Genomic DNA, 25,834 nt, shown 5'->3' with positions numbered 1-25,834 from the left:
TGCACATACATAGAAAACATGGTTAAATATGATCAGGCTAAAAAAGTAAACAAACGGATGTCTGACCCCTCTTGTGAAAAATGACATTGTCACAGGAAAGTGTTAGAATGAATTTGGGTTTGCTTTACAGGTGGCCTATGTCTAATTACATGTAGAAAAGAGGTTGGTCTCATGAGTCTGGTGCCAATGGTTATAGAACAAACCAATCGAGGCGAGCGGTCTTACGATATATATTCACGTTTGCTGAAAGATCGCATTATCTTTCTAACCAGTGCGATTGATGACGATGTAGCCAATCTTGTCATAGCACAGCTTTTGTTTTTGGCAGCCGACGATCCTGAGAAGGATATCAGCTTGTACATTAACTCACCTGGTGGTTCTGTCACCGCAGGGATGGGTATATACGATACGATGCAATTTATCAAGCCGGATGTATCTACCATTTGCGTAGGGATGGCAGCAAGCATGGGCTCGTTATTGCTGACAGCCGGTGCACCTGGCAAGAGATATGCGCTGACAAACAGCGAAGTAATGATTCATCAGCCGCTTGGCGGCATTCAAGGACAGGCTGCGGATATTAAGATACACGCAGAATGGATTATTAAAACACGTCAGAAACTGAATCAAATATACGTCGATCGTACGGGTCAGCCTCTTGAGAAAATTGAGCGGGATACCGACCGTGACTTCTTCATGAGCGCTGAAGAAGCTAAGACGTACGGCATTATTGACCAGGTGCTCAGTAGACCGATCAATTCCTAAAGGGGTGGTTTCATGTTTAAATTTAACGATGAGAAAGGGCAATTGAAATGCTCTTTTTGCGGTAAATCTCAGGAGCAGGTACGCAAGTTGGTCGCTGGACCAGGCGTGTACATTTGTGATGAATGTATCGAACTTTGCACCGAAATCGTTGAGGAAGAACTTGGTCATGATGAAGAAGTAGACCTGAAAGATATTCCGAAACCAAAAGAAATTCGTAATATTCTGGATCAATATGTTATTGGACAGGAACAAGCGAAAAAATCATTGTCTGTTGCCGTGTATAATCACTACAAACGGATCAACACACAAAGCAAAATTGAAGACGTTGAATTGTCAAAGAGTAACATTTTGCTGTTAGGACCAACAGGTTCTGGTAAAACGTTGCTTGCGCAAACGATGGCGAAAATTTTGAATGTTCCTTTTGCTATTGCGGATGCTACGTCATTAACAGAAGCGGGTTATGTAGGTGAGGATGTAGAGAATATCCTGCTCAAACTGATTCAAGCTGCTGATTATGATGTGGAAAAAGCAGAGCGTGGCATTATTTATATCGATGAGATTGATAAAGTAGCGCGTAAATCCGAAAACCCATCCATTACTCGTGATGTATCGGGCGAAGGTGTGCAACAGGCTCTCTTGAAAATTCTTGAAGGAACTGTGGCTTCTGTACCACCACAAGGTGGTCGCAAACACCCTCATCAAGAATTCATTCAGATCGATACAACAAACATCCTGTTCATTTGCGGCGGTGCCTTTGATGGTCTGGAGCAAATGATCAAACGCCGGATCGGTAAAAAAGTCATTGGCTTTAATACCGTTTCTGAGCAAAAAGATCTGAAACCCGGTGAATACCTGGGTATGGTATTGCCGGAAGATTTGCTGAAATTTGGTCTGATTCCGGAATTTGTAGGCCGTCTGCCAGTCATCTCCACTTTGGAGCCGCTGGATGAAGATACGCTGGTACGGATTCTTTCCGAACCAAAAAACGCGCTTACCAAACAGTACCAAAAACTGCTTGAGCTGGACAATGTGAATCTGGTCTTTGAACCAGCTGCATTGCTCGCGATTGCAAAAGAAGCAATTAAACGTAACACAGGTGCACGTGGATTACGTGCCATCATTGAAGGTATCATGCTTGAAATCATGTATGAAGTGCCTTCACGTGAAGATGTTACGAACTGTGTCATTACCGAAGAAGTTGTTGAGAAAAGAGTCGTGCCTGAACTAAGCCAATCAAAGGACGATAAGCAGGAAGAGAGCGCCTAATAAAAGGCCTGAATCCCGTTGAACTCTGAAATATAGACTTGTCAGTTCTCCACTTTGGCAGAAGGCGAATTCATGTCTCTGTCAGGGTGGAGCTTTGACGTTGTGGGGAGAGAAATCACTCATGTATTTAAGACAGGATACACGTCCCGTGAAAGTGGGAAACGTAACGATCGGTGGCAGTAACGAAGTCATTATCCAAAGTATGTGTACAACCAAAACGGCAGACGTTGAAGCTACGGTTGCAGAGATTCTGCGACTGGAAGAAGCGGGCTGTCAAGTGGTACGTGTAACGGTGAATAATGAGGAAGCTGCCGCAGCCATCAAGGAAATCAAAAAACGCATTCATATACCGCTTGTAGCGGACATTCATTTCAACTATAAGCTGGCTTTACTTGCGATTGAGAACGGCATCGATAAAGTTCGGATTAATCCAGGTAACATCGGTAAACGTGCAAAAGTGGAAGAAGTGGTTAAGGCTTGTAAAGACCGCGGCATTCCGATTCGGATTGGAGTAAATGCGGGGTCTCTGGAAAACCATCTCCTTGAGAAGTATGGATATCCTACGGCAGATGCTATGGTAGAAAGTGCATTGTATCACATTGGTATTTTGGAAGAGCTTGATTTCCATGATATCATCGTATCTCTCAAAGCATCGGATGTGCCGATGGCGATTGAGGCGTATACCAAAGCAGCTCAAATCATTCCGTATCCGTTGCATCTCGGGATTACAGAAGCGGGTACACTGTTCTCGGGTACGATCAAAAGCTCCGCAGGTATGGGAGCCTTGTTGTCGATGGGTATTGGTTCAACGATGCGGATCTCACTGAGTGCGGACCCGGTAGAAGAAATCAAGGTTGCTCGTGATCTGCTCAAAACATTTGGACTCATTACAAATGCAGCCACATTGATCTCTTGCCCAACGTGTGGACGTTTGGATATCGACCTGTTCTCCATTGCCAACGAAGTGGAAGAGTATATCTCCAAACTAAAGGTGCCGATTAAAGTATCGGTGTTGGGTTGTGCGGTTAATGGTCCAGGTGAGGCTAAAGAAGCGGATATCGGGATTGCCGGTGCTCGTGGAGAAGGTCTCTTGTTCCGTCACGGTAAGATGATCCGTAAAGTGCCTGAAGAAATCATGGTTGAGGAATTAAAAAAAGAGATCGACAAAATCGTCGAAGCCTACGAAGAGACAGGTGTTATTCCTGGTCGTTCGCACTGATTGATTCATATCTTGTTACAACAAAAGCTCGCCAGCGATGGCGGGCTTTTTATTTTCTCGCATACAAATTCCGCATCGCCCGTTTACGTCGCGTTGAAAAGGCTATACTACCAAGTATTAGCATGATCTCATATGAGAATAGCGACAAAATAGGAGGATGTGAAGACATGGAATTTGGTATGGTCATCATGTTGATTCAGTTATTTTTTGGAGTGGTGATTGGTTTGTATTTCTGGAACCTGCTACGTGGTCAGAAAACGAACCGCAGTGCCGTTGAGCGAGAATCTCGCAAGGAACTGGAGAAGCTGCGCAAGCTGCGTTCAATCTCACTCACCAAGCCTTTGTCGGAGAAGACGCGTCCAGCTACCATTAACGATATTGTTGGGCAAAAAGACGGGCTGCGTGCCCTTAAAGCTGCATTATGCAGTGCGAATCCGCAACATGTTATTATTTATGGCCCTCCCGGAGTCGGGAAGACAGCTGCCGCAAGGGTTGTGTTGGAAGAGGCCAAGAAGAATCCGTCTTCTCCTTTCAAGCCAGACGCGAAATTCACTGAGCTGGATGCAACAACAGCCCGTTTTGATGAGCGTGGAATTGCGGACCCCTTAATTGGTTCGGTCCACGATCCGATATATCAGGGAGCAGGAGCCATGGGCGTTGCTGGTATTCCCCAACCAAAACCGGGCGCTGTGACGAAAGCGCATGGGGGAATGCTTTTTATTGATGAAATTGGTGAATTACATTCGATACAGATGAATAAGCTGTTGAAAGTGTTGGAGGATCGCAAGGTGTTTTTGGAGAGTGCGTACTATAACTCGGAAGACACGCATACTCCTGCTTATATCCACGATATTTTTCAAAATGGCCTGCCGGCCGATTTCCGCCTTGTTGGAGCAACGACACGTTCGCCTCATGAATTACCACCAGCTTTGCGTTCCCGCTGCATGGAAGTTTATTTCCGTCCTTTGTTGCCTGAGGAGATTGGGCGAATTGCAGAGGATGCTGTTCAGAAAATAGGGTTCAGTCCATGTCCGGATGCCGTTGATGTGGTCAAGCGATATGCAACCAATGGACGTGAAGCGGTCAATATCATCCAGCTGGCTGCTGGACTTGCGCTGACAGAGAAGCGTGAGACGCTTCAGGCGTCTGATGTGGAGTGGGTGGCGGGTAGCAGTCAGATTCAGCCACGCCCTGATCGGAAGGTCCCTACACAGCCGCAGGTGGGGTTTGTTAACGGCTTGGCGGTATACGGACCGAATATGGGAACCATTTTGGAGATCGAAGTGTCTGCTGTTCCGGCTCTTAAAGATCAAGGCCGAATCAACATTACAGGCGTTGTGGATGAAGAAGAGATTGGAGGCGGTTCGCGTACACTCCGGCGAAAAAGTATGGCCAAAGGCTCGGTTGAAAATGTGTTAACCGTATTAAAAGCCATGGGTATTCGTCCGAATGATTACGATTTACACGTGAATTTCCCAGGTGGGACGCCTATTGATGGTCCATCCGCCGGGATTGCGATGGCGACTGCCATTACATCAGCCATTCAGGGACGCCCTGTGGATCATGAGACAGCGATGACTGGCGAGATCAGTATTCATGGTCGGGTTAAGCCTATTGGTGGCGTACTGGCCAAGGTGGAGGCTGCCTTTCAGGCAGGAGCGAAGACCGTTATTATTCCTGCGGAGAACTGGCAGTCCATTTTCGAGAATCTGGATGGCTTGCGTGTTATCCCGGTAGATACGGTACAGGACGTATTCCGTGAAGTGTTCGCCTGGGTTCCGGAATCACAACAGATGGAACAAACGAAGCTTGCAGAGGAGACAGTTGCACCTGCACCGGAGATTTTTCCACCGGCATCCGCTTCCTATTTGCGTGCGGACGTGCCTCGTCCAGGACAGGTTACAGATTCGGGAAGCTGCTAAGCGCTTCCCTTCATTGGTTTTTTATGTGAACATTTGATAGAATAATGAATGACTACAACCTGAGAGCCATTGGAGGTGCGAAAGCGATGGGACCGAGCAAAGCGAAAGGTCGTCGTTTTCCTTTACTGCCTTTAAGAGGACTTCTCGTCTACCCGAGTATGGTACTGCATCTCGATGTGGGCCGGGAGAAATCGGTCAAGGCTTTAGAAAAAGCGATGGTAGAAGAACATCTGATTCTCCTATGTTCCCAAGCCGAAGTAAATATTGAAGAACCAACACAAGAGGACATTTTCAGAATCGGAACCGTGGCCAAGGTCAGACAGATGCTGAAGCTTCCGAACGGTACGATTCGTGTACTCGTGGAAGGCTTGGAACGGGCTGAAATTATTGAATATACGGACAACGAGGAATATTATGAAGTACTGGCTAAAGAGCTGCCTGAAGAGGAGAACACCCATCCGGAGACGGATGCCTTGATGCGTACCGTTCTGAACCAGTTCGAGAATTATATTAATCTGTCCAAAAAAGTGACACCAGAGACACTCGCAGCGGTGTCTGACATCGAAGAACCAGGGCGTCTGGCCGATGTTATCACGAGTCACCTGTCCTTGAAGATCAAGGATAAACAGGAAATTCTGGAGACCATCGACGTTCGGGAACGTCTGGAGAAATTGCTGGATATCCTGAATAATGAGCGCGAAGTGCTGGAGCTTGAACGCAAGATCAGCCAACGTGTGAAGAAACAGATGGAGAAAACGCAGAAGGAATATTATTTGCGCGAGCAAATGAAAGCGATCCAGAAAGAACTGGGTGAAAAAGAAGGCCGTGCGGGTGAGGTCGAGGAACTTCGCACTCAGATGGAAGAACTCGGCTTGCCGGACAAGGTGAAAGAAAAGGTCGAGAAAGAAATTGATCGACTGGAGAAGATGCCTGCAAGTTCAGCCGAGGGCGGAGTCATTCGCAACTACGTGGATTGGCTGCTTGGCCTTCCTTGGAGTCAGATGACAGCGGATGATTTGGATATTCAAAAAGCCGAAGATGTGCTCAATGCAGATCATTACGGATTGGAAAAACCCAAAGAGCGTGTGCTTGAATATCTGGCTGTCCAGAAGCTCGTCAAGAAGCTCAAAGGGCCAATTCTCTGTCTGGTTGGACCTCCAGGGGTCGGTAAGACATCACTTGCCCGTTCGATCGCCAGATCACTGGGTCGGGAGTTTGTAAGAATATCTCTTGGCGGCGTACGTGATGAAGCTGAGATTCGTGGTCACCGACGCACTTATGTAGGCGCCATGCCTGGGCGTATCATCCAGGGGATGAAAACGGCAGGTTCACTGAATCCGGTATTCCTGCTGGACGAGATTGATAAGATGGCTTCAGACTTCCGCGGAGATCCTTCTGCAGCGTTACTTGAAGTCCTTGATCCGGAACAGAATAATACGTTTAGTGATCACTTTGTAGAATTGCCGTTTGACTTATCCAACGTTATGTTTATAACAACTGCCAACACGGTGCACAATATTCCGCGTCCATTGCTGGATCGGATGGAAATGCTCAACATCCCTGGTTACACGGAGCTGGAGAAGCTGCAAATTGCGAAAAACTATTTGTTGCCCAAACAGAAGCAGGACCATGGTCTGGAAGAAGAGCAATTGGAAATTCCGGATGACGCGTTGTTGCGTGTAATTCGTGAATATACACGGGAGTCCGGTGTGCGTAATCTGGAACAGCAGATGGCTTCGTTGTGCCGGAAAGCTGCCAAAAATATCGTATCTGGTGTGGAAGGTCAGATTAACATCTCATCAGATGAGATCAAAGACTACCTTGGACCTGGCAAGTTCCGTTATGGTATGGCCGAACTGGAAGATCAGATTGGTACTGTAACAGGTCTGGCGTGGACTGAAGTGGGTGGAGATACCCTTGTCATTGAAGTGACAGTTGTGCCTGGAACAGGTAAATTGACTCTCACAGGTAAACTGGGGGATGTCATGAAGGAATCGGCACAAGCCGCATTCAGTTACACCCGTTCCAAAGCTACACAGCTTGGGATTTCGCCTGACTTCCATGAGAAGAACGATATTCATATCCACGTTCCGGAAGGAGCAATTCCGAAGGATGGTCCATCTGCCGGGATTACGATGGCAACAGCGTTAATCTCAGCCTTGACGAACAAACATGTGTCCAAGGATATCGCGATGACTGGTGAAATAACACTGCGTGGACGTGTGCTTCCGATTGGTGGTCTAAAAGAGAAATCACTGGCAGCCCATCGTGCCGGCTATAAAAAAATATTATTGCCTAAGGATAACGAACGGGACCTGCGTGACATTCCAGACAGCATCAAGGAAGATGTGGAGTTTGTCCCTGTAGCCCATATGGATCAGGTATTGCAGCATGCACTTGTTGAGCAGGCAGGAATTCACCTGTAATCCACGTATCCGAAAGGTTCGTATGAAGAGTAGACCGTTCTGCGGAGGCTTCGGCGTCCGCTGGAACGGTTTTTTTGGTATGATAGAACAATCCATGGCATAATACCTTCAACAGGTGATGCATAGCACAGGCGTTCAAGAGAGGAAAGATACAATATGAAAGTAAATCAATCTGAATTTATTATCAGTGCCGTTCGGCCTGAACAATACCCCGAGGACGGTCTGCCAGAGATTGCTTTGGCGGGACGCTCCAATGTGGGAAAATCTTCTCTGATCAACCGTTTGATCAATCGTAAAAATCTGGCTCGGACGAGCTCAACACCGGGTAAGACACAGCAACTGAACTATTATAAAATTAATCAGGATCTCTACTTCGTCGATTTCCCGGGATATGGCTACGCTAAAGTTTCCAAGGAGCAACGCTTTGCCTGGGGCAAAATGATGGAGAAATACTTGCTCGGACGCGAAGAGTTGAAACTGGTTATGCAGATGGTGGATATGAGACATGAGCCATCCAAGGATGACAAGATGATGAATGAATGGCTTCGTCATAACGGATTGCCTTTGGTTGTCGTAGCAACCAAGATGGACAAGATTCCAAAAACACGCAGAGCCAAACATATCAAAGTTATTAAAGAATCACTGGGTCTTCGTTCAGGGGATTTGTTTGTGCCGTTTTCATCCGAAGAGGGATTGGGGAAAGAAGAGTTATGGGACATCATTACCCGCCATGCCCGCATAGATAAGTATGCACCAGTACTGGAAGCAGAGGGTGCTTCTGATGAGGAAGAAACCAACGAAATTAACGGATAACCGAGATAGTATACCGTTTTAGTGCAGGAAAGTGAGCATGCTAAGTGAATCTATGATGAGATCCAGATTAATCCGGTTTTTTATGGGATTTCGTGAGAATTCATCATCTGGGTCTGGAGAAAAATAGCGTTAGGGTAGTGTATAATGAGCATAGGTGCATATTGCCAACAGTACCAAAAATACCGGCCTTGCCGGCCTGAAGAATTTTGAGATGACTGCTACATGTGCAGGAAGACAAAACAATCGGGAAAGAATTGAGGGATTTGTATGGCTCAGCGGTTAGCCACAGAGTATGTTAAGGCCACTATGAAATTGTCAGAACCCCAGATGCATCAGTTTTTGCGCATGACAGAAGACGGCAGGCTTCATCATCGGGTTAAGGTGTTGGACAATGGTTGTCAGGAGGTTGTGCTGGGGGATGTAAGTGGAGAAGAAGTACATTTCCCTTTTGACCGCATAGAAGGGTTTTATATCTGTGAGTTATCTTGCCGCCTGGTGAATCTGCATTTAACCAACGTTGTCCGGAAGCTCTTTGTGACTTTCAAAGGTGACGGGGTCGTTCATCGGATCTATAAAGGGTTCACCATGACGTATGTTTATGCTCAAGGCACTGTCCGCAAAATTGTGGAGAAAACCGGGGAGAACACCCGAGTGATCTATGAATACAAAAATACGTTGCTTGAATTGCAACATCTGTTCCAGGCCAGAGATGTAGAACGCGAAATCAACCGTGTGTATGCCGAGATCGATTCACTGCTGGACACTAGAAAAGATGCGACTGCTGATCAGCTCCATCAGATTGATGAGACCCTTGCTCGACATCAAAAACGGTTGTTTGAGCTTGAAGCCTATTAACTTAAAATTGTATGTTTATAAACGTATATGAATGTAATGAATTCCCTTGTATCTTCCGGGCAGTGGCACTCGCCAATGTGGAGGTTTCAGGGGGATTTTTTGATGTGAGATGGAATATTCCGAATTGAAAATATTTATTTTACAATCTTCTGGAAAAGGGTTGATTTCACTCAGATTCAATGTTATTTTTAATCTCGTTGAAAACAATATAGGAACCAGGATTCACTCAGGACATTATATGTTGCGAGAGATTTTTCCCTCGGGAAGTGAATGACGTAGGTCCTAGCGGATGAAATTTTTCAAACATTTTATTCCTAGGAAGGGGGAACCGAAGGATGGAATATTCAACTTTCGGAAGACACGTTGCTGTTGATACTTGGGGTGTCGACTTTAATCTACTGAACAATGCAGAGTATCTGGAAGCCCAAATGGTTGAAGCAGCGGAGGCATGTGGCGCGACAGTGATGTCCGTACAGTCCAAGCAGTTTGATCCACAGGGAGCGACCGTACTTGTACTATTGTCTGAGAGCCATCTCTCCATTCATACGTATCCTGAGAGAGGTTTTGCAGCGATTGATTGTTACACTTGTGGGGAGACTGTAGATCCACAGCTTGCTATTGACTACCTGGTATCCGTATTAAAGCCTGAAAAAACGTATGCAAAGAAGTTGGTACGTGGTTTGGGCGAATTGCAAGTTGAAACACCAGACATGAACAACCAGACTGAACGGGTTTAAATAAAAGTATATTGCATACACAATGTTCACATATCGGGATGGACACATAACCTCCCAAACTCAAATAGTCATGGAATAATTCCATGGCTATTTGTTTTAATATGCGTATCGTTATGAATATTCATAATCGACACTTTTTAACGCATAACGGTGAACTTTGGTGAGACACTACAATAAATGACAGTGCATATGATGATGAACATGGTGATTTCATAAACATTTCATAAAAATGACCCGGTCACGGCTATGATGTGTGATATAATTAACCATGTCAATCATAAATGGATAGACATATGCAGTAAGCACTTTGATTGGAAATTTATTAGGCAGGTGAACTTGCAATGCACATCGTTGTCGTTGGTTTGAATTATCGCACGGCGCCTGTAGAGGTTAGGGAACGATTCACATTTGCAGAAAAGGACTTGTCTGAAGCGCTGCAGCAGCTCAAGCTGACCAAGAGTGTATTGGAAGGTGTAATCGTAGCCACATGTAACCGTACCGAGTTGTATGTTGTGGTGGACCGTCTTCACATGTGTGGTTATTTTATTCGAACATTCATGGAACAATGGTTTAATGTACCACGGGAAGAATTTACGCAACACTTATATATATATGAAGATGATCAAGCCATGCGCCATTTGTTCCGCGTCATCTGCGGACTAGATTCCATGGTCATTGGTGAGACTCAGATTCTTGGACAGGTGAAACAGGCTTTTCTTAAAGCGCAGGAAGAGAAATCAACAGGTACCTGGTTTAATAAGTTATTTAAGCAGGCAGTTACATTGGGCAAACGGGCACATTCGGAGACTTCCATTGGGGAAAGCGCCGTATCTGTCAGTTATGCTGCTGTTGAACTCGGTAAGAGGATTTTTGGCATGTTCACAGACAAGAAGGTGCTCATTTTGGGTGCCGGCAAGATGAGTGAACTAACCGTGAAACATCTCTATGCCAACGGGGCATCCGAGGTCATCGTGGCGAATCGCACGCTCGCAAGAGCTGAAGAATTGGCAGCCAAGTTCCGGGGGACACCTTGTACCATGGAACAGGCACTAGATCGACTTAATGAAGTTGATATTGTGATTAGTTCCACTGGAGCTGAACGTTATGTCATGGATGCAGCAGTGGTACGAGAGAGCATGAAGCGTCGTCAATCTCGTCCATTGTTCCTGATTGATATTGCGGTTCCACGCGATATTGATCCGGCGATTGGTGAATTATCCAACGTATTTCTCTATGACATTGATGATCTGGAAGGAATCGTGGAGAGCAACCTGGAGATGCGTAAGGTGGAAGCTGCCAAAATTGAGAGAATGATTGAGCTTGAGATGGAGGATTATTACCATTGGCTCAAAACGTTGGGTGTTCGTCCCGTTATTCGGGCTTTGCAGGAAAAAGGTGTCTCCATTCATGAAGAAACGATGGATAGCCTGTTTAATAAACTGCCTGAGCTGGATGAACATCAACGTAAAGTCATTCGTCGTTTGACCAAGAGTATTGTGAACCAAATGACGACAGATCCGATTAATCGGATTAAAGAAATGGCAGGCACGAAGCAAGGTGATGAAGCTCTGCGCATGTTTACTCAGATTTTCGCTCTGGAAGATGCAGTAGAGGTGGCCGCTGAAAAAGTGAGTCAGAGTGATGCCACAGCTCTGGCGAAACCAGCTGCTCACCTTAACGAAAACCGGCAAGACCCCGTGCCGGCTTATGCTCCGGCAGGCGTATAAGGCGGGTGGGCAGCTTGACCCTTGCTGAACAAGTCTATGAAGCTCTAATCTATATGTATGCCCTGAGCCTACTGTTCTATTTCTCGGACTGCATTCGACGCAATGCGGGGGCGAAGCGGACAGGCACAGGGTTTCTTGTCGTTGTTTGGGGATTGCAGGTAACACATGTCATATTGCGCATGTGGACTGAAGGCCATTTCCCCATCTATACTACCTTTGATTTTTTGTTTATATTTTCATTCAGTATTGTGCTGATGTCTCTTGTCATGACTCGCATCCAGCGTTCTGAATTTGTGATATTGTTGCTAAATGTTGTAGGTTTTTCCGTTACGGTATTAAACCGACTGTGGTTTACGGCCGGAGAGATATCACTGCATAACTGGCAAACGGTACATGGATTACTCATTATGCATATTACCTTGGCGAATCTTGGTTTTGCGGCGTTAACCGTTGCTACGGTATTTGCCATGTTATATCTGTTCCTGCACCGTAAGTTGAAGAAAAAAAAGTGGAATGATACGATGCGACGGATGCCAAGCCTGGAAGTGATCGGCAAATACATGGATGGTGCTAATTTCATAGGTACACCGCTCCTTGGCGTTTCTGTGATGCTTGCCGTATTATCCATTGTGGCGGAAAGACGCTGGATTCTACTCTTGGATCTCAAAGTTATTGCGACAGGTCTTGCTATAGCCATCTATGTGGGGTACTTCGTATCTAAGAGAAGGAAACAGTTCTCTACAATTATCATGGCAAGATGGACACTGATTGGGTACGGATTTGTCATTATAAGTTTTTTATCCAATGCGTATTCAGCGTTTCATCGTTGGACGGGAGAGTGAAGGGGATGGACCGTTACACGCCGATATTTGTGAATACTTCAGGCAAGAAGTGCTGCGTGGTTGGTGGTGGACGTGTTGCCGAACGTAAAATTAAGGGATTACTGCATGCCGAGGCACAGATTACGGTCATTAGTCCGGAGCTTACTCCCGTATTAAAACAACTGCATCATGAATCCCGAATTCAATGGATAGACCGGTCCTACCGCAATGGAGATTTGCGGGGGGCCTTTCTCGTATATGCAGCGACTGACCATTCAGAGGTCAATTCAACTGTGGTTCGGGATGCTGAGGCTGCGGGCATATTGGTGAATAACGCAATGTCTTCGGAGCACAGCAGCTTTATTACGCCAAGCGTGGTAAGGCGTGGGAGATTAAGCATAGCGATATCCACAGCAGGAGCGGGACCGGCAGCAGCTGCGGAGATACGTGCCACACTCGAACGACAATTCGGTGATGAGTATGAGACGTACCTTGAGTTTTTGCACCAGATGAGGACCGAGGTGAAGTCACGCGTATCATCTTCAAGTCTCAGAAGTGCGTTGCTTCGGCAATTAACTGAAATGCACATATTAGAAGATATTCGTACAGGCCATTTTCGGTGGTGGACCGAAGAAGAAATCGGGGACTGGATATCCCGTAATCAGGAGGAAGTGTAGATATGCGTACAATTAAAGTTGGAAGTAGACAGAGCGCGCTTGCGCTAACCCAAACAGGCCATGTCATTCAGGATTTACGTGATATTTGTGAGCGGGAAGGATTAGCTTTTGACTTTGAAGTACATAAGATTGTTACCAAGGGAGATCTCATTCTGGATGTAACGTTGTCAAAAGTCGGAGGCAAAGGTTTGTTTGTCAAAGAGATTGAACAGGCGATGCTTGATCGTACGATTGATATGGCTGTGCATAGCATGAAAGATATGCCCTCCGAGTTACCCGAAGGATTAATCAATGGTGCTATTCCCCGTCGTGCAGATCCACGGGATGCGCTGATCTCCAATGGTGGACTTACTCTGGATCAACTGCCAGAAGGAGCTAGAGTCGGAACAAGCAGTCTGCGCCGGTCGAGTCAACTAAAGGCCTATCGTCCGGATTTGCAATTGGAATCGATTCGCGGCAATATTGATTCCCGTCTGCGGAAACTGGAGACCGAAGGATTCGATGCGATTATTCTGGCAGCTGCAGGATTGTACCGTATGGGCTGGGAAGACCGGATCACAGAGTACCTGACGGAAACAGCTTGCCTTCCGGCAGTGGGTCAAGGCGCGCTTGGTATCGAATGTCGTGAAGACGATGAGGAACTATTGCACTTGCTGCAGCTGTATAACGATCCGGAGACAGCATTTCCTGTACAGGCGGAACGCCGTTTTCTCAGTGTATTGAATGGGGGCTGTCAGGTTCCAATTGGTGCTCATGCGGTATGGCTGCCTCAGGAAGATGCGGATTCCCTGAATGGTGAAAACACGTTACAATTAACAGGTATGGTCGGCACGCCGGATGGTGGACTGATTCTTAAGGAAGCTTTGATCGGCAAAGACCCGGTTCGTCTGGGTGAAGAAGTGGCTTGGAGATTGATTGAACGGGGAGCAGAGCAGATACTGGCAGAAGTTAGGGGATGAAGACATGGTGGGAAAGGTCTTTTTGGTAGGAGCAGGTCCTGGGGATGCAAAGCTGATTACGGTAAAAGGGTGGGAATCCATCGGTAAAGCCGATGCTGTAGTCTATGATCGTTTGGCAAGTCCGAGATTGTTGAAACAAATGAAACCCGGCGCAGTCAAGATTTACGTGGGCAAGCGCCCGGATCGGCATACGATGAAACAGGAAGAGATCAATCAACTGTTGGTTGATCTGGCTCTTGAAGGCAAGGTTGTGGTTCGGCTTAAGGGTGGCGATCCAACGATCTTTGGACGCGTGGGCGAAGAGGCAGGTTTGCTGTACAAAAACGGGATTCCGTTTGAGATTGTGCCTGGGGTAACCGCTGCGATAAGTGTACCTGCGTATGCCGGAATTCCTGTGACTCACCGTGACTATGCATCTTCCATCTCTATTATTACGGGGCACGAGAGTCCGGACAAGCTTGATCGCAGTATCCATTGGGATAAAGTGACGAATGCAACGGGTACACTGGTATTTATGATGGGGGTTGCCAAAATTGGATATATCAGCGAACAATTGATTCGTCATGGTCGTCCAGCGCAAACACCGGTAGCTCTGATTCGTTGGGGAACACGAGCGGAACAGGATACCCTTACAGGTACCCTTGAAGATATAGAAGCAAAAGTGATTGCGGCCAATTTCCAACCACCAGCTGTTATTGTGGTAGGAGATGTCGTCAATCAAAGGGAACAATTGAAATGGGCAGAAGCGCTGCCACTGTTTGGCAAACGAATTCTGGTGACCCGTGCTCGCAGTCAGGCGAGTGAACTGGTGAATCGCATTGAGGAACTCGGCGGGGAACCGTATGAGTTTCCGGTCATTGAGACGGTCATGCCGTCTACTGAATCTGCGCAGCAAAGTGTCAAAGACGCCTTCAGTGCTTTAAATACCTATGACTGGGTGTTTTTCACAAGTGTGAACGGCGTGGAGTTTTTCTTCCGCCATCTGGAACAGGAAGGCAAGGATATTCGCTCGATTCATCAAGCGAGAATTGCTGCCGTAGGACCTTCCACAGCAGATGCTTTGCGCAAACATGGCATCGTTGCAGAGGTTGTCAAAGGTCCTTTCCAGGCCGAAGGCATGCTTGAGGCTTTTGAAAGTGAATTGAAGGAAGGTCAGAAAGTACTGCTTCCGCACGGGGATCTGGCACGTACATGGTTACGTGATCAGTTGAGAGAACGAGGACTTCAGGTCACCGAAGCCATCACCTACGATACGATCCTCGCTGGTGAGGATGATGATGAACTGCTTAAGCTACTCGAAGAAGGTGGAATTCATGCGGTGACCTTTACAAGTTCATCGACGGTTACCAACTTCATGAGTATGTTGAAACGTATGGGGTTGCAAGATCCTCTGCCTTTATTAAAAGATGTGGAGGTTGCGTGTATCGGACCTGTTACAGCAAAGACGGCAGAAGCCGCTGGACTAAAGGTTACACTGATGGCAGAGGAAGCAACGATGGATAGCTTGATCACCGTGCTATGCGACTGGAAACGGACAGGCACCAAAGAAGGCGCTCTTCGAAATTAATACACATGGGAATCAATTTCATAATACCTTTAGCTGCTTCAATCAAGGCTAAATATAGATCAAAACGGTTCAATTTGTCTATATTTAGTTACGAAATCCATTTTTAGCGAGTTATGAAATTGATCCATGTAATCATGTCAACATATGAAGCGTGCTGAATTCGATAGGATACCAGCGCGCTTCCCTTTTTGCTCTATTTAACTTTCAGGGAGGTTTTACACGTATGAGTTTTCCAATTGTACGGCATCGCCGTTTACGCCAATCCACAGGTATTCGCAATATGGTCAGAGAAACCCATTTAACCGTGGACGACTTTATTCAACCGATCTATGTAACGTATGGAGAAAATGTAAAATCTGAAATTAAATCCATGCCTGGCGTATTCCGCTTCTCGCTTGATCGTCTTCAGGAGGAAGTAACGGAAATTGCCGAGCTGGGAATTCCAGCGGTGTTATTGTTTGGTATTCCGGAGACTAAGGATAGTGTTGGTTCATCTGGCTTTGCTGAAGATGGCATTGTGCAGGAAGCGACAAGATTGATCAAATCCTGGTACCCAGAACTGCTGGTTGTTGCAGATACTTGTCTATGCGAATTCACGGATCATGGTCACTGCGGTATGGTACACACCGTGGAGATTGACGGTCACATCTGCGGAGATGTGTTAAATGACGAATCCCTTGATCTGCTCGTGCAAACGGCAGTGTCCCAAGCCAAAGCAGGAGCGGACATTATTGCACCATCCAACATGATGGATGGATTTGTACAGGCGATCCGTGCCGGGCTGGACGAAAATGGATTCAGTCATATTCCGATCATGTCCTACTCTGTAAAATACGCGTCGGCATTCTATGGTCCATTCCGTGAAGCTGCGGATTCCACACCCCAATTCGGAGACCGCAAATCGTATCAGATGGACCCGGCCAATGCACGTGAAGCTTTGCGGGAAGCCGAAACGGATGTGCTGGAAGGAGCGGACATGTTGATGGTAAAACCATCCCTTTCCTATCTGGATGTTATGCGCACCATCAAGGATCAATTTGATCTTCCGCTTGTTGCCTATAATGTAAGTGGCGAGTATGCCATGGTTAAGGCAGCGGCGATTCAAGGCTGGATCGATGAGAAAAAAGTCGCCATGGAAATCCTGCTCAGCATGAAACGCGCAGGTGCAGATATGATCATTACCTACTACGGAAAAGACGCTTCACGCTGGCTGGCTGAGAAATAAAATAAATTACATGAAGGAGGATATTCATGACTGCACAACAAGGTAATCGTCGCAATGATGAGCGCTCACGCAGCGCGTTTGAGGAAGCGAAGCAGTACATACCCGGGGGGGTGAACAGCCCTGTGCGCGCATTCAAATCGGTGGGACTTACTCCGATCTATGCTGAGCGCGGCGAAGGGTCCAAAATCTACGATATTGATGGCAATGTTTTTATTGACTATGTGGGATCGTGGGGCCCACTCATCATGGGACATGCACACCCTGACGTTGTTGAGGCTTTGCGTGAGACAGCCCTTAAAGGAACAAGCTTTGGTGCACCTACCTTGCTGGAGACCGAGATGGCAAAACTGGTCTGTGAGCGTGTACCTTCTATCGATATCGTGCGGATGGTTAATTCCGGTACGGAAGCAACCATGAGTGCCATTCGACTGGCACGCGGGGTAACCGGACGCAGTAAAATTCTGAAGTTTGAAGGATCATATCATGGACATGCGGACAGTTTGCTGATCAAGGCGGGTTCAGGTGTTGCAACGCTGGGGTTGCCAGATAGTCCAGGCGTGCCTGAAGGCGTAGCTGTGAATACAATTACGGTACCTTATAACGATCTGGAGTCCGTGAAGCTTGCTTTTGAACGTTATGGTGAAGAACTGGCCGCTGTTATTGTGGAACCTGTGGCGGGTAACATGGGGGTTGTACCTCCGGCTTCCGGATTCCTTGAAGGCTTGCGCAGTTTGACAACGCAATATGGCAGCCTGCTTATTTTTGACGAAGTCATGACCGGTTTCCGCGTAGGATTGAACTGTGCTCAGGGACGGTATGGGGTTACACCTGACCTGACTTGTCTGGGTAAAGTGATCGGTGGCGGACTCCCGGTTGGTGCTTATGGTGGTCGCCGGGATCTGATGGAACAGATTGCCCCTACGGGACCGATCTATCAGGCGGGTACACTTAGCGGGAATCCGCTGGCTATGGCAGCAGGATATACGACGCTCAAATTGTTAACACCAGAGGTCTATGACCGTCTGGAGACACTGTCTGCACGTTTGCAAGCCGGATTCGAAAAAAATGCAGCTGAGACGGGTATTGCAATAACCATTAACCGTGTGGGTTCCATGGTTTGTCCATTCTTTAGTGCCGTTCCAGTAACCAATTATGATATTGCCAAAGAAAGCAATCTGGATCAATTCCGTCGTTATTTTGCGGCCATGATTGATCAAGGTGTGAGTGTTGCGCCTTCGCAATACGAAGGCATGTTTGTCTCTGGTGTGCACACAGAGCAGGATATTGACGATACGATCGAGGCGAATCGTAAAGCTCTTCAATCGCTATGACTATTAAAAGTTGGAAACGCCGCGGGGAATGGCTTGAGCTGATGCCAGGGAAAGCCGTAACAGGCAGTTCGGACAAACCGATGGCTGCAGAGCAATGGCTATTGTCTGAGCTTCAGTTTCCGGAGAAACTGCTCCGTCAGCTTAAAGCAAACCGAGGAATACAACTTGCAGGGGACCGGCTTCGGCTGGCCCTTTTTGCGTCCCAGCCAATCGATGTTGAGCCACGCTGGGCTGATGTGGATGTATTGTATGAGGATGATTTCTGTCTGGTTATGCACAAACCGGCAGGCATGAAACTGCATCCGGATGGAAGCCGTGCTGATCAGGCCATCACGCTGGATCATGTGGTTGCCTCTTATTATGAAATGAACGGAATACAGGCGAGCGTACGCCATGTTCATCGACTGGATGAGGATACAACCGGACCTGTCCTGTATGCCAAAAATACATTTGCCCTCGCCAAACTGGATGAAGCGATGCGTCGCAAAGAAATTGGCCGCCATTATGTAGCTATTGCAGGTGGACAAATCCCCCTTGAACTCCGCAAAATTGATGCTCCAATTGGCAAGGATAGGCATCATAAACAGCGTAGACGTGTCTCCGAAGGTGGACAGGAAGCTGTTACTCATGTGGAGATCGCCGAAGTATGGGAACGAGCAACCCTTGTACGATTAAAGCTGGATACAGGACGAACACACCAAATTCGTGTACACCTAAGTTACGCGGGACACCCGCTTATTGGTGATGCGTTGTATGGAGGTAGAGCGGATGCCATTGGTCGGCAGGCGCTTCATGGAGAGGTGCTGAAGTTTAGCCACCCGTTAACTGGAGCCATGATTGAAGTGAATGATCCTTGGCCATCCGATTTCACACAATTGGCAGAGCGAGAGAGTTAATTTATTAATACACTATTTAAGTTCGACTAACTATTTACACGAAAACGGAAAGGACAGAAATAACGTGAAGAAGCGGAGCGTTCGCCTAAAAGCTTTCTGAAAGAAAGCTGCTTCGGAAGCATAAGCTATCCCAAGATTTTCCCTTTGAAGAAGGGAATCAAAAAAATCTGGGGAAAACAGTGATCAGAGGGTTGTTCTGTCATTGGAGTGACAGTGTTAATATCCATGAGTTGAACATATATAGCAAGGTTTTTCAAAAGGTGGCATGCTCATCTCATTCAAGGCATATAGATGGGGTAACGAAGGATTTGGACCATGGATCAGTCCCATGAGAAGGATCATGGTGAACATATGCCGAAAGGAGGACGCCACCTTTGTTGAATCAACCTTATGGTTTGCGGTTCGATATTTATGAGCGCGTTCATTTGTCTGAGGGAGTCCCTGCGATTGAGGAATTGGAGGAGATTGAACTATACCCGCGCATTCAAGTCATAGGGCAGGATGATCATGCCACATTAAGAGGACATCTTTTACTTACAGGTGCGTACAGAGGAGAAAATGAGGTTTCAGAGGAGCTCAAACATTTCATTCCCGTGGAGATCACAGTGCCGCTGAACCGGGTCAGATCGATTGAGGATATTTCCATCGAGATCGAAAATTTTGACGTGGATCTGTTATCCAATCGCAGTCTGAACATTACAGGCGTGTTGTCGTTGCGAGGCATCGAGGGCTTTCCTGTTGAAGAGCCACAAGTGTGGTCAGCAGATGAGTTTACAGTTGTTCATTCACCTGATGCTCAGCAATCCAACCGTTCCGATGAAGCAGCACAGACAGGCAGCGACCCCAACACATTTGCACAAGAGTACCTGCTCCAGCGGAGTGAGGAAGAGAGACTTGCGAATGCAGCAGAACTTGCATATGGTGCTCCGGAATTCGCTGACCTGTCCACAAGGGAAGAGACATTAAGGAATAGCGAAGAATGGCAGCAAGAATATGCGAATTCGTCATCGGCCGAGCCACTTCAATCTGAGGAGCAAAGCGCGGAGTACGCTAACGAAAACAGACAACCTGATGCAAACGAAGATCCCGCATCTCTGACAGCGAATGGAGATGAATTGGCATCTCATGAGCAATACAGCGAACCTTCTCCGATCTCGTCATTTATGGCTGAGACCGCAGATCGATTAGCTTCTTACCCTGAGTCGGAACCATTGCTGCCTCTGGAAGATGAGTCTTCGGGTTGGTCCGAGCCTTCCGTGGATGCATTGCCTGCGAACTCGAGAGGTGAAGATCAAGCAGTCTCAGAGCCTGTAGCCCAATCATCTAATGAGTTGGCAGCCCCAGATGTACCGGACGCACCAGAGGTATGGCACTTCGAATCAGCGAGATCTGTACCTCAGCAGGAGAACCAGGCAGTTGCCGATGTCCCGGTCGAATCACAGGCGGAGAACTGGCAAGGTGTATTTGCTTCGTCCGAACCAGACAATGCTGAGGAAGACCGACCGTCTTTTGAAGCGACTGGGGTAGACGAGTTCGTGCAGAACGAAGCATTTGTTCCTGAACCTGTGGCTGAGACGGAAGACAAGCCGGAGCTGAAGGTTGCTTTTGGCAGCAAAAAGGAATCCGCACCACGGCAAGAAGAGGGCGTAGGTATCTCTTCCTTGTTATCCTCGGGCAGAGCGGCACGCGATGCTGAAGTGGAGCGAGGCGATGAAGTTCCTGCGGGTGTGGTACAGGAAGAAACGTATCCAGCTGATGATGTGGAATGGAAGAACCTGTTCCTGGGAACGATCGTGGACCAGACCCCATTCCGCAAGGTGAAACTGTGCATCGTTCAGCGAGAAGATACACTGGATGCCATTGCAGATCGATATCAATTGAGCACGAGGGAACTTCAGTTGTATAACCGATTATCTGAGCAGGTTGTGGAAGAAGGTCAGATATTGTACATCCCTTAATCCGTAGTTAAAGCCTTCGTTACGACCCGTGATCCCCTTGAGGATTGCGGGTTTTTGCATGATTCGTCCTAAACCTGCATTCCAGCGCTCTTTATCCACTGTTGTCAGGTTGACTATCGCGCACGAGCAAGGTATGATGTGTGTAGGTTTTTTGAAGAACAACGTGGAACGGGAGTAGTAGACAGTATGACCTTTCAGAGAGTGGAATTGCAGCGCTGTGAGATTCCGCAGGAACCAACTGATCGAAGTCGCCCGGGAGTTGCCTGTTTGAATACAAGAGATGAATGAGATCTATCGTCATTTATTTCTGAGGTAGGATGGGCCGGTAGCAGCCGTTATCTGCTTGAAGTGTCACGTCATGTACAGAGGGTGAAGTCTATCTTGCTGTAGGCGTGAAACAAAGGTGGTACCGCGAAAGCTAACCTTTCGTCCTTTGATGGATGAAAGGTTTTTTTTGTTTTTTTTGGCGAAGATGATGAAGTAACGGAGGAATGACACATGTCTGAGGAAAAAAAATCAGCTGCAACAGAAATGCCAACCACTTACGATCCTAAGGCGGCAGAGGATAAATGGTACTCCACCTGGATGGAACGTGGATATTTCAAAGCCGGTCAACGTAAAGATGCCGAGCCGTATACGATTGTAATTCCGCCCCCAAATGTGACGGGGATGCTGCACATTGGGCATGCGCTCGATTTTACACTGCAGGATATTCTGATCCGCACCAAACGGATGCAAGGTTATGACGCACTGTGGCTTCCGGGTTCCGACCATGCAGGTATTGCTACCCAAACCAAAGTGGAGCAGAAGCTGCGTGAAGAAGGTCTGACTCGTTATGATCTGGGACGCGAGAAGTTTCTGGAGAAAGTATGGGACTGGAAAGATCAATATGCCACTACAATTCGTCAGCAATGGGGCAAAATGGGATTGTCGCTTGATTACTCACGTGAACGTTTTACGCTGGATGAAGGTCTGTCCCAAGCCGTTCGCAAAGTATTTGTTCAGCTGTATGAAAAAGGCCTTATTTACCGAGGCAAACGCATCATTAACTGGGATCCGGTGAACCGGACAGCTCTGTCCGACATTGAGGTTGAATATAAAGAGGTACAGGGTCACTTGTACCATCTGCGTTACCCGCTCAAAGACGGAAGTGGCTACGTTACAGTGGCAACAACGCGTCCTGAAACGATGCTGGGTGATACAGCGGTTGCTGTTCATCCGAAGGATGAGCGTTATGCAGATATGGTTGGTAAAGTACTTGTACTGCCTATCATTGGACGCGAAATCCCAATTATCGCTGATGATTATGTGGATAAAGAGTTCGGAAGTGGTGCTGTTAAAATCACGCCTGCGCATGATCCAAATGACTTTGAAGTAGGTCTTCGTCATGATCTGCCTCAAATTACGGTAATGGATGAGAGCGGCACAATGAATGCTGAGGCTGGCAAGTATCAGGGACTGGATCGCAGTGACTGCCGCAAGCAGATTGTTGCTGACTTGAAAGAGCAGGGCGTATTGATCAATATCGAGGATCACACGCATCAGGTTGGACACAGTGAGCGTACCGGAGCTGTTGTTGAGCCGTATCTGTCTACACAGTGGTTCGTTGAGATGAAGCCACTTGCAGAGAGAGCGATTAAGAAACAACAGAGCGGCGAAGGAGTTAATTTTGTTCCAGATCGTTTTGAGAAAACCTATCTGAACTGGATCGAAAACGTTCGTGACTGGTGTATTTCCCGTCAACTGTGGTGGGGACATCGTATTCCTGCCTGGTATGATGAAGAAACGGGTGAAATCATCGTATCTGCTGAAGATCCAACAACGCTGCCAGAGTATGCTGGACGCAAGCTCAGACAGGACGAAGACGTACTCGATACTTGGTTTAGCTCTGGCTTATGGCCATTCTCCACACTAGGCTGGCCGGAAGATACGGAAGACCTGAAACGTTATTATCCGACAAGTGTACTTGTGACAGGGTATGACATCATATATTTCTGGGTTGCACGTATGATTTTCACTGCACTGGAATTCACGGATGAGATTCCGTTCAAGGATGTGCTGATGCATGGTCTTGTTCGTGATGCAGATGGACGCAAAATGTCCAAATCACTGGGCAACGGCGTAGATCCGCTGGATGTGATTGAGAAATATGGCGCAGATGCAATGCGTTACATGATCTCAACCAGCAGCACGCCAGGTCAGGATCTCCGTTTCCGTTGGGAACGGGTAGAGCAGGCTCGTAATTTTGCCAACAAGATCTGGAATGCTTCGCGCTTTGCATTGATGAATCTGGAAGGATTCACCTATGAGGAACGTGACATTAGCGGAGAGCTTGGTACAGCGGATTATTGGATTTTGCATCGTCTGAACGAAACTTCCCGCGATATTACGCGTCTAATCGAAGCGTATGAATTTGGGGAAACGGGTCGTGTGTTGTATAACTTTATCTGGGATGACCTGTGTGACTGGTACATTGAGTTTGCTAAGCTGTCCTTCTATGGGGAAGATCCGGTTGCCAAGAAGAAAACACAATCCGTGCTTGCTTATGTGCTGGATCAGACCATGCGCCTGATTCATCCGTTTATGCCATACATCTCCGAAGAGATCTGGCAGCATCTGCCGCATGAAGGTGAGACCATTACGCTGGCATCATGGCCGGTATATGATCCTGCTCTTGAGAACCCAGAGGCTGTTGCCGAGATGAACCTGCTGATGGATACCATTCGTGCAGTTCGAAACATTCGGGCAGAAGTGAACGTGCCGATGAGCAAAAAGATCGAGTTGATGGTCAAAGCAAACAGTCCTGAAACGTCCAGCATCATTGAGCGTAACAGTCACTACATCAAACGTTTCTGTAATACTTCCGAGTTCGATAGTGGGCTGGATTTAAACTCACCGGACAAGGCAATGACTGCGATCATTACTGGGGCAGAACTATACTTGCCGCTCGCAGGTCTTATTGATATCGAGCAGGAAGTGGCTCGTTTGGAGAAAGAGTTGGAGAACCTTGAGGGCGAAGTTCTCCGTGTAGAGAAAAAGCTGGCGAACGAAGGCTTTGTTGCCAAAGCTCCTGCCAAAGTTATTGAGGAAGAGCGCGCCAAGCAAGCAGATTATTCCGATAAACGGGATAAAGTGATTGCACGAATCAAGGAACTTAAAGGTTAATATATTTGGGTCGGATGGAGCCATTATGCCATCCGGCCGCTTTTTTCACTCAAACTCGGGACCGAAGGTGAATCAGATGACGGAATTAGACGGGACAGATGCAGCAACTCCTTTACTTACGTATAACGAGGCCGTGGACTGGATCAATGGCCTTATTCCTTTTGGCATCCGACCTGGATTGGAACGAATCGAGAGTCTGATGTCCATGTTAGGCAATCCACACCAACGTCTCAAATTTATTCATGTCGCGGGAACGAACGGCAAAGGTTCGACTTGCGCTTTTTTGACGTCAGTGCTTCTTCAGGCTGGATATGATGTAGGTACCTTTACGTCGCCTTATATCACCAAGTTTACAAACCGTTTTCAATACAACGGTGAGGATATTCCTGAAGAAATCCTGCTTAAGCTCTCGAACCGATTACATCCACTGGTCATGGAAATGGCCTCCACTCCGCTTGGATCACCCACGATGTTTGAGGTGTCCACGGCTCTGGCGCTTCTGTACTATGCAGAGGAGTGTTACCCTGACGTTGTGGTATGGGAGACGGGGCTAGGGGGAAGGATGGACGTAACGAATATTGTCGCACCTGTTGTGTCCGTCATCACCAACATTGGTATGGATCATACGGATGTGCTTGGAGATACGATTGAGCAGATTGCTGGAGAAAAGGCAGGTATTATCAAGCCGGGAGTACCCGTTGTGACTTGCGCGACTCAACCCGAAGCTGTGAAGGTGATTCAGGAGAAAGCACAGCAGCTTCAATCAAGCGTGTATTTGGCTGGAGATCAATTCTCTTATCATAGACTGGACAGCAATGAGAACGGACAATCTTTTCATTTTACAGGCCCGTTCCGTGATCTGGACGTTCGCATACGCATGCAGGGCTCACATCAATGTGACAATGCAGCGGCTGCACTTATGGTGCTTGAATTGCTTAGACAATACATGGCATTTATGCTGGATGACAACGATATTGCACTTGGACTGGAGAATGCTTTCTGGGCAGGAAGATTCGAAAAAGTCGTCGATGAACCCCGAATTGTGCTCGATGGAGCACATAATCCGGAAGGGGCAGAGTCACTGGCCAAGAGCATTATGGATGTCTATCCACACAACAAGTTAATTTTGATGATGGGTATGTTGGCAAATAAGCATCACGAAGCGTATTTGCAGCATATACTGCCACTAGTGGATACGCTGATCCTGACCGAGCCAGATTTCCGACGCAAAATGGATGCAGCCGAATTGCTGCAGATTGTCGAACGGGTACGTCCCGCCATTGCGAAGCAGGAACTGGAAATCATCGTCGAGCCCGAATGGGCAAAGGCACTTGATCTATTGAAGTCACGGACGGAAGCGGAAGATCTGGGGGTGGTCTCCGGCACACTGTACCTGATTGCGGATGTGCGGGCAGCCCTTTTGCATCAAACCGATTCTGAAAAAGGTTGGTGAAAGTTTTGTTAAATACATCGGAACACGTTCATTTTATAGGGATTGGCGGATATGG

Annotated in this window: 19 protein-coding genes and 1 other annotated feature; all 19 genes read left to right on the top strand. The window is 47.3% G+C overall.

All coding sequences use genetic code 11. The features are described 5' to 3' along the window. The first annotated feature begins 171 nt into the window (after positions 1-171). The 19 genes from clpP (at position 172) to MHI12_RS23850 (ending at position 25,779) form a co-directional block, all read left to right on the top strand. On the top strand, positions 172-762 hold the full coding sequence (gene clpP / locus MHI12_RS23940; protein ID WP_036605886.1) for an ATP-dependent Clp endopeptidase proteolytic subunit ClpP: 591 nt from the start codon (positions 172-174) through the stop codon (positions 760-762). Positions 763-774: 12 nt separating this feature from the next. After that, positions 775-2,028 (top strand): ATP-dependent protease ATP-binding subunit ClpX, encoded by a 1,254-nt coding sequence (clpX, locus tag MHI12_RS23935; RefSeq protein WP_036605887.1) that lies wholly within the window; start codon positions 775-777, stop codon positions 2,026-2,028. Positions 2,029-2,149: 121 nt separating this feature from the next. After that, the gene (ispG, locus tag MHI12_RS23930; protein WP_076216934.1) at positions 2,150-3,247 is read left to right on the top strand and encodes a flavodoxin-dependent (E)-4-hydroxy-3-methylbut-2-enyl-diphosphate synthase; all 1,098 of its coding nucleotides are present in this window, start codon (positions 2,150-2,152) and stop codon (positions 3,245-3,247) included. A 167-nt stretch (positions 3,248-3,414) separates the two neighbouring features. Beyond that, entirely contained in the window at positions 3,415-5,169 is a 1,755-nt protein-coding gene (gene lonB, locus MHI12_RS23925) for an ATP-dependent protease LonB (protein WP_133387115.1), read from the top strand. Positions 5,170-5,255: 86 nt separating this feature from the next. Then, positions 5,256-7,595 (top strand): endopeptidase La, encoded by a 2,340-nt coding sequence (gene lon, locus MHI12_RS23920; RefSeq protein WP_338588371.1) that lies wholly within the window; start codon positions 5,256-5,258, stop codon positions 7,593-7,595. A gap of 156 nt (positions 7,596-7,751) precedes the next feature. After that, positions 7,752-8,408 (top strand): ribosome biogenesis GTP-binding protein YihA/YsxC, encoded by a 657-nt coding sequence (gene yihA / locus MHI12_RS23915; protein WP_124117707.1) that lies wholly within the window; start codon positions 7,752-7,754, stop codon positions 8,406-8,408. Positions 8,409-8,675: 267 nt separating this feature from the next. After that, positions 8,676-9,263, top strand: a complete 588-nt coding sequence (locus tag MHI12_RS23910) for a hypothetical protein (protein ID WP_036605891.1) — start codon at positions 8,676-8,678, stop codon at positions 9,261-9,263. A gap of 335 nt (positions 9,264-9,598) precedes the next feature. Next, positions 9,599-10,000 carry an adenosylmethionine decarboxylase gene (gene speD, locus MHI12_RS23905; protein WP_036673526.1) on the top strand — a complete coding sequence of 134 codons (402 nt, stop codon included), beginning with the start codon at positions 9,599-9,601 and terminating at the stop codon, positions 9,998-10,000. Between the two features lie 341 nt (positions 10,001-10,341). Next, on the top strand, positions 10,342-11,727 hold the full coding sequence (hemA, locus tag MHI12_RS23900) for a glutamyl-tRNA reductase (protein WP_133387117.1): 1,386 nt from the start codon (positions 10,342-10,344) through the stop codon (positions 11,725-11,727). Between the two features lie 14 nt (positions 11,728-11,741). Then, positions 11,742-12,569, top strand: a complete 828-nt coding sequence (gene ccsA, locus MHI12_RS23895; protein WP_036605894.1) for a cytochrome c biogenesis protein CcsA — start codon at positions 11,742-11,744, stop codon at positions 12,567-12,569. A gap of 5 nt (positions 12,570-12,574) precedes the next feature. Then, the gene (locus MHI12_RS23890; protein ID WP_338588369.1) at positions 12,575-13,225 is read left to right on the top strand and encodes a bifunctional precorrin-2 dehydrogenase/sirohydrochlorin ferrochelatase; all 651 of its coding nucleotides are present in this window, start codon (positions 12,575-12,577) and stop codon (positions 13,223-13,225) included. Between the two features lie 2 nt (positions 13,226-13,227). Beyond that, complete coding sequence (hemC, locus tag MHI12_RS23885) at positions 13,228-14,184, top strand: hydroxymethylbilane synthase (RefSeq protein ID WP_091037577.1); 957 nt, start codon at positions 13,228-13,230, stop codon at positions 14,182-14,184. A gap of 4 nt (positions 14,185-14,188) precedes the next feature. After that, entirely contained in the window at positions 14,189-15,751 is a 1,563-nt protein-coding gene (gene cobA, locus MHI12_RS23880; protein ID WP_405170523.1) for a uroporphyrinogen-III C-methyltransferase, read from the top strand. A 223-nt stretch (positions 15,752-15,974) separates the two neighbouring features. Then, the gene (gene hemB / locus MHI12_RS23875; protein WP_017692601.1) at positions 15,975-16,976 is read left to right on the top strand and encodes a porphobilinogen synthase; all 1,002 of its coding nucleotides are present in this window, start codon (positions 15,975-15,977) and stop codon (positions 16,974-16,976) included. A 26-nt stretch (positions 16,977-17,002) separates the two neighbouring features. Next, positions 17,003-18,307: a glutamate-1-semialdehyde 2,1-aminomutase gene (gene hemL / locus MHI12_RS23870; RefSeq protein WP_047841187.1), complete on the top strand. Its 1,305-nt coding sequence runs from the start codon at positions 17,003-17,005 to the stop codon at positions 18,305-18,307. Then, positions 18,304-19,203, top strand: a complete 900-nt coding sequence (locus tag MHI12_RS23865; RefSeq protein WP_340964105.1) for an RluA family pseudouridine synthase — start codon at positions 18,304-18,306, stop codon at positions 19,201-19,203. The genes hemL and MHI12_RS23865 overlap by 4 nt, the downstream gene beginning before the upstream one ends. Positions 19,204-19,577: 374 nt before the next feature. Next, entirely contained in the window at positions 19,578-21,161 is a 1,584-nt protein-coding gene (locus MHI12_RS23860; RefSeq protein WP_405170522.1) for a LysM peptidoglycan-binding domain-containing protein, read from the top strand. 155 nt (positions 21,162-21,316) lie between these two features. Then, positions 21,317-21,598, top strand: a binding site (T-box leader). A 61-nt stretch (positions 21,599-21,659) separates the two neighbouring features. Further along, on the top strand, positions 21,660-24,326 hold the full coding sequence (locus MHI12_RS23855) for a valine--tRNA ligase (protein ID WP_405170521.1): 2,667 nt from the start codon (positions 21,660-21,662) through the stop codon (positions 24,324-24,326). Positions 24,327-24,402: 76 nt separating this feature from the next. After that, the gene (locus MHI12_RS23850; protein WP_341008647.1) at positions 24,403-25,779 is read left to right on the top strand and encodes a folylpolyglutamate synthase/dihydrofolate synthase family protein; all 1,377 of its coding nucleotides are present in this window, start codon (positions 24,403-24,405) and stop codon (positions 25,777-25,779) included. The last annotated feature ends 55 nt before the right edge of the window (positions 25,780-25,834 follow it).

This window comes from Paenibacillus sp. FSL H8-0280 (genome assembly GCF_045040665.1).
GTDB classification, from domain to species: Bacteria; Bacillota; Bacilli; order Paenibacillales; family Paenibacillaceae; genus Paenibacillus; species Paenibacillus xylanexedens_A.
This window is presented reverse-complemented; position numbering and strand designations above follow the sequence as displayed.

What these genes read in the sequence shown, in the direction of transcription:
- MHI12_RS23890 (WP_338588369.1), top strand. Translation starts at nt 12,575, where the DNA reads ATGGACCGTTACACGCCGATATTTGTGAATACTTCAGGCAAGAAGTGC.
- clpP (WP_036605886.1), top strand. Translation starts at nt 172, where the DNA reads ATGAGTCTGGTGCCAATGGTTATAGAACAAACCAATCGAGGCGAGCGG.
- ispG (WP_076216934.1), top strand. Translation starts at nt 2,150, where the DNA reads ATGTATTTAAGACAGGATACACGTCCCGTGAAAGTGGGAAACGTAACG.
- hemA (WP_133387117.1), top strand. Translation starts at nt 10,342, where the DNA reads ATGCACATCGTTGTCGTTGGTTTGAATTATCGCACGGCGCCTGTAGAG.
- MHI12_RS23910 (WP_036605891.1), top strand. Translation starts at nt 8,676, where the DNA reads ATGGCTCAGCGGTTAGCCACAGAGTATGTTAAGGCCACTATGAAATTG.
- hemL (WP_047841187.1), top strand. Translation starts at nt 17,003, where the DNA reads ATGACTGCACAACAAGGTAATCGTCGCAATGATGAGCGCTCACGCAGC.
- cobA (WP_405170523.1), top strand. Translation starts at nt 14,189, where the DNA reads ATGGTGGGAAAGGTCTTTTTGGTAGGAGCAGGTCCTGGGGATGCAAAG.
- lonB (WP_133387115.1), top strand. Translation starts at nt 3,415, where the DNA reads ATGGAATTTGGTATGGTCATCATGTTGATTCAGTTATTTTTTGGAGTG.
- MHI12_RS23850 (WP_341008647.1), top strand. Translation starts at nt 24,403, where the DNA reads ATGACGGAATTAGACGGGACAGATGCAGCAACTCCTTTACTTACGTAT.
- clpX (WP_036605887.1), top strand. Translation starts at nt 775, where the DNA reads ATGTTTAAATTTAACGATGAGAAAGGGCAATTGAAATGCTCTTTTTGC.
- MHI12_RS23855 (WP_405170521.1), top strand. Translation starts at nt 21,660, where the DNA reads ATGTCTGAGGAAAAAAAATCAGCTGCAACAGAAATGCCAACCACTTAC.
- lon (WP_338588371.1), top strand. Translation starts at nt 5,256, where the DNA reads ATGGGACCGAGCAAAGCGAAAGGTCGTCGTTTTCCTTTACTGCCTTTA.
- MHI12_RS23865 (WP_340964105.1), top strand. Translation starts at nt 18,304, where the DNA reads ATGACTATTAAAAGTTGGAAACGCCGCGGGGAATGGCTTGAGCTGATG.
- yihA (WP_124117707.1), top strand. Translation starts at nt 7,752, where the DNA reads ATGAAAGTAAATCAATCTGAATTTATTATCAGTGCCGTTCGGCCTGAA.
- hemC (WP_091037577.1), top strand. Translation starts at nt 13,228, where the DNA reads ATGCGTACAATTAAAGTTGGAAGTAGACAGAGCGCGCTTGCGCTAACC.
- speD (WP_036673526.1), top strand. Translation starts at nt 9,599, where the DNA reads ATGGAATATTCAACTTTCGGAAGACACGTTGCTGTTGATACTTGGGGT.
- hemB (WP_017692601.1), top strand. Translation starts at nt 15,975, where the DNA reads ATGAGTTTTCCAATTGTACGGCATCGCCGTTTACGCCAATCCACAGGT.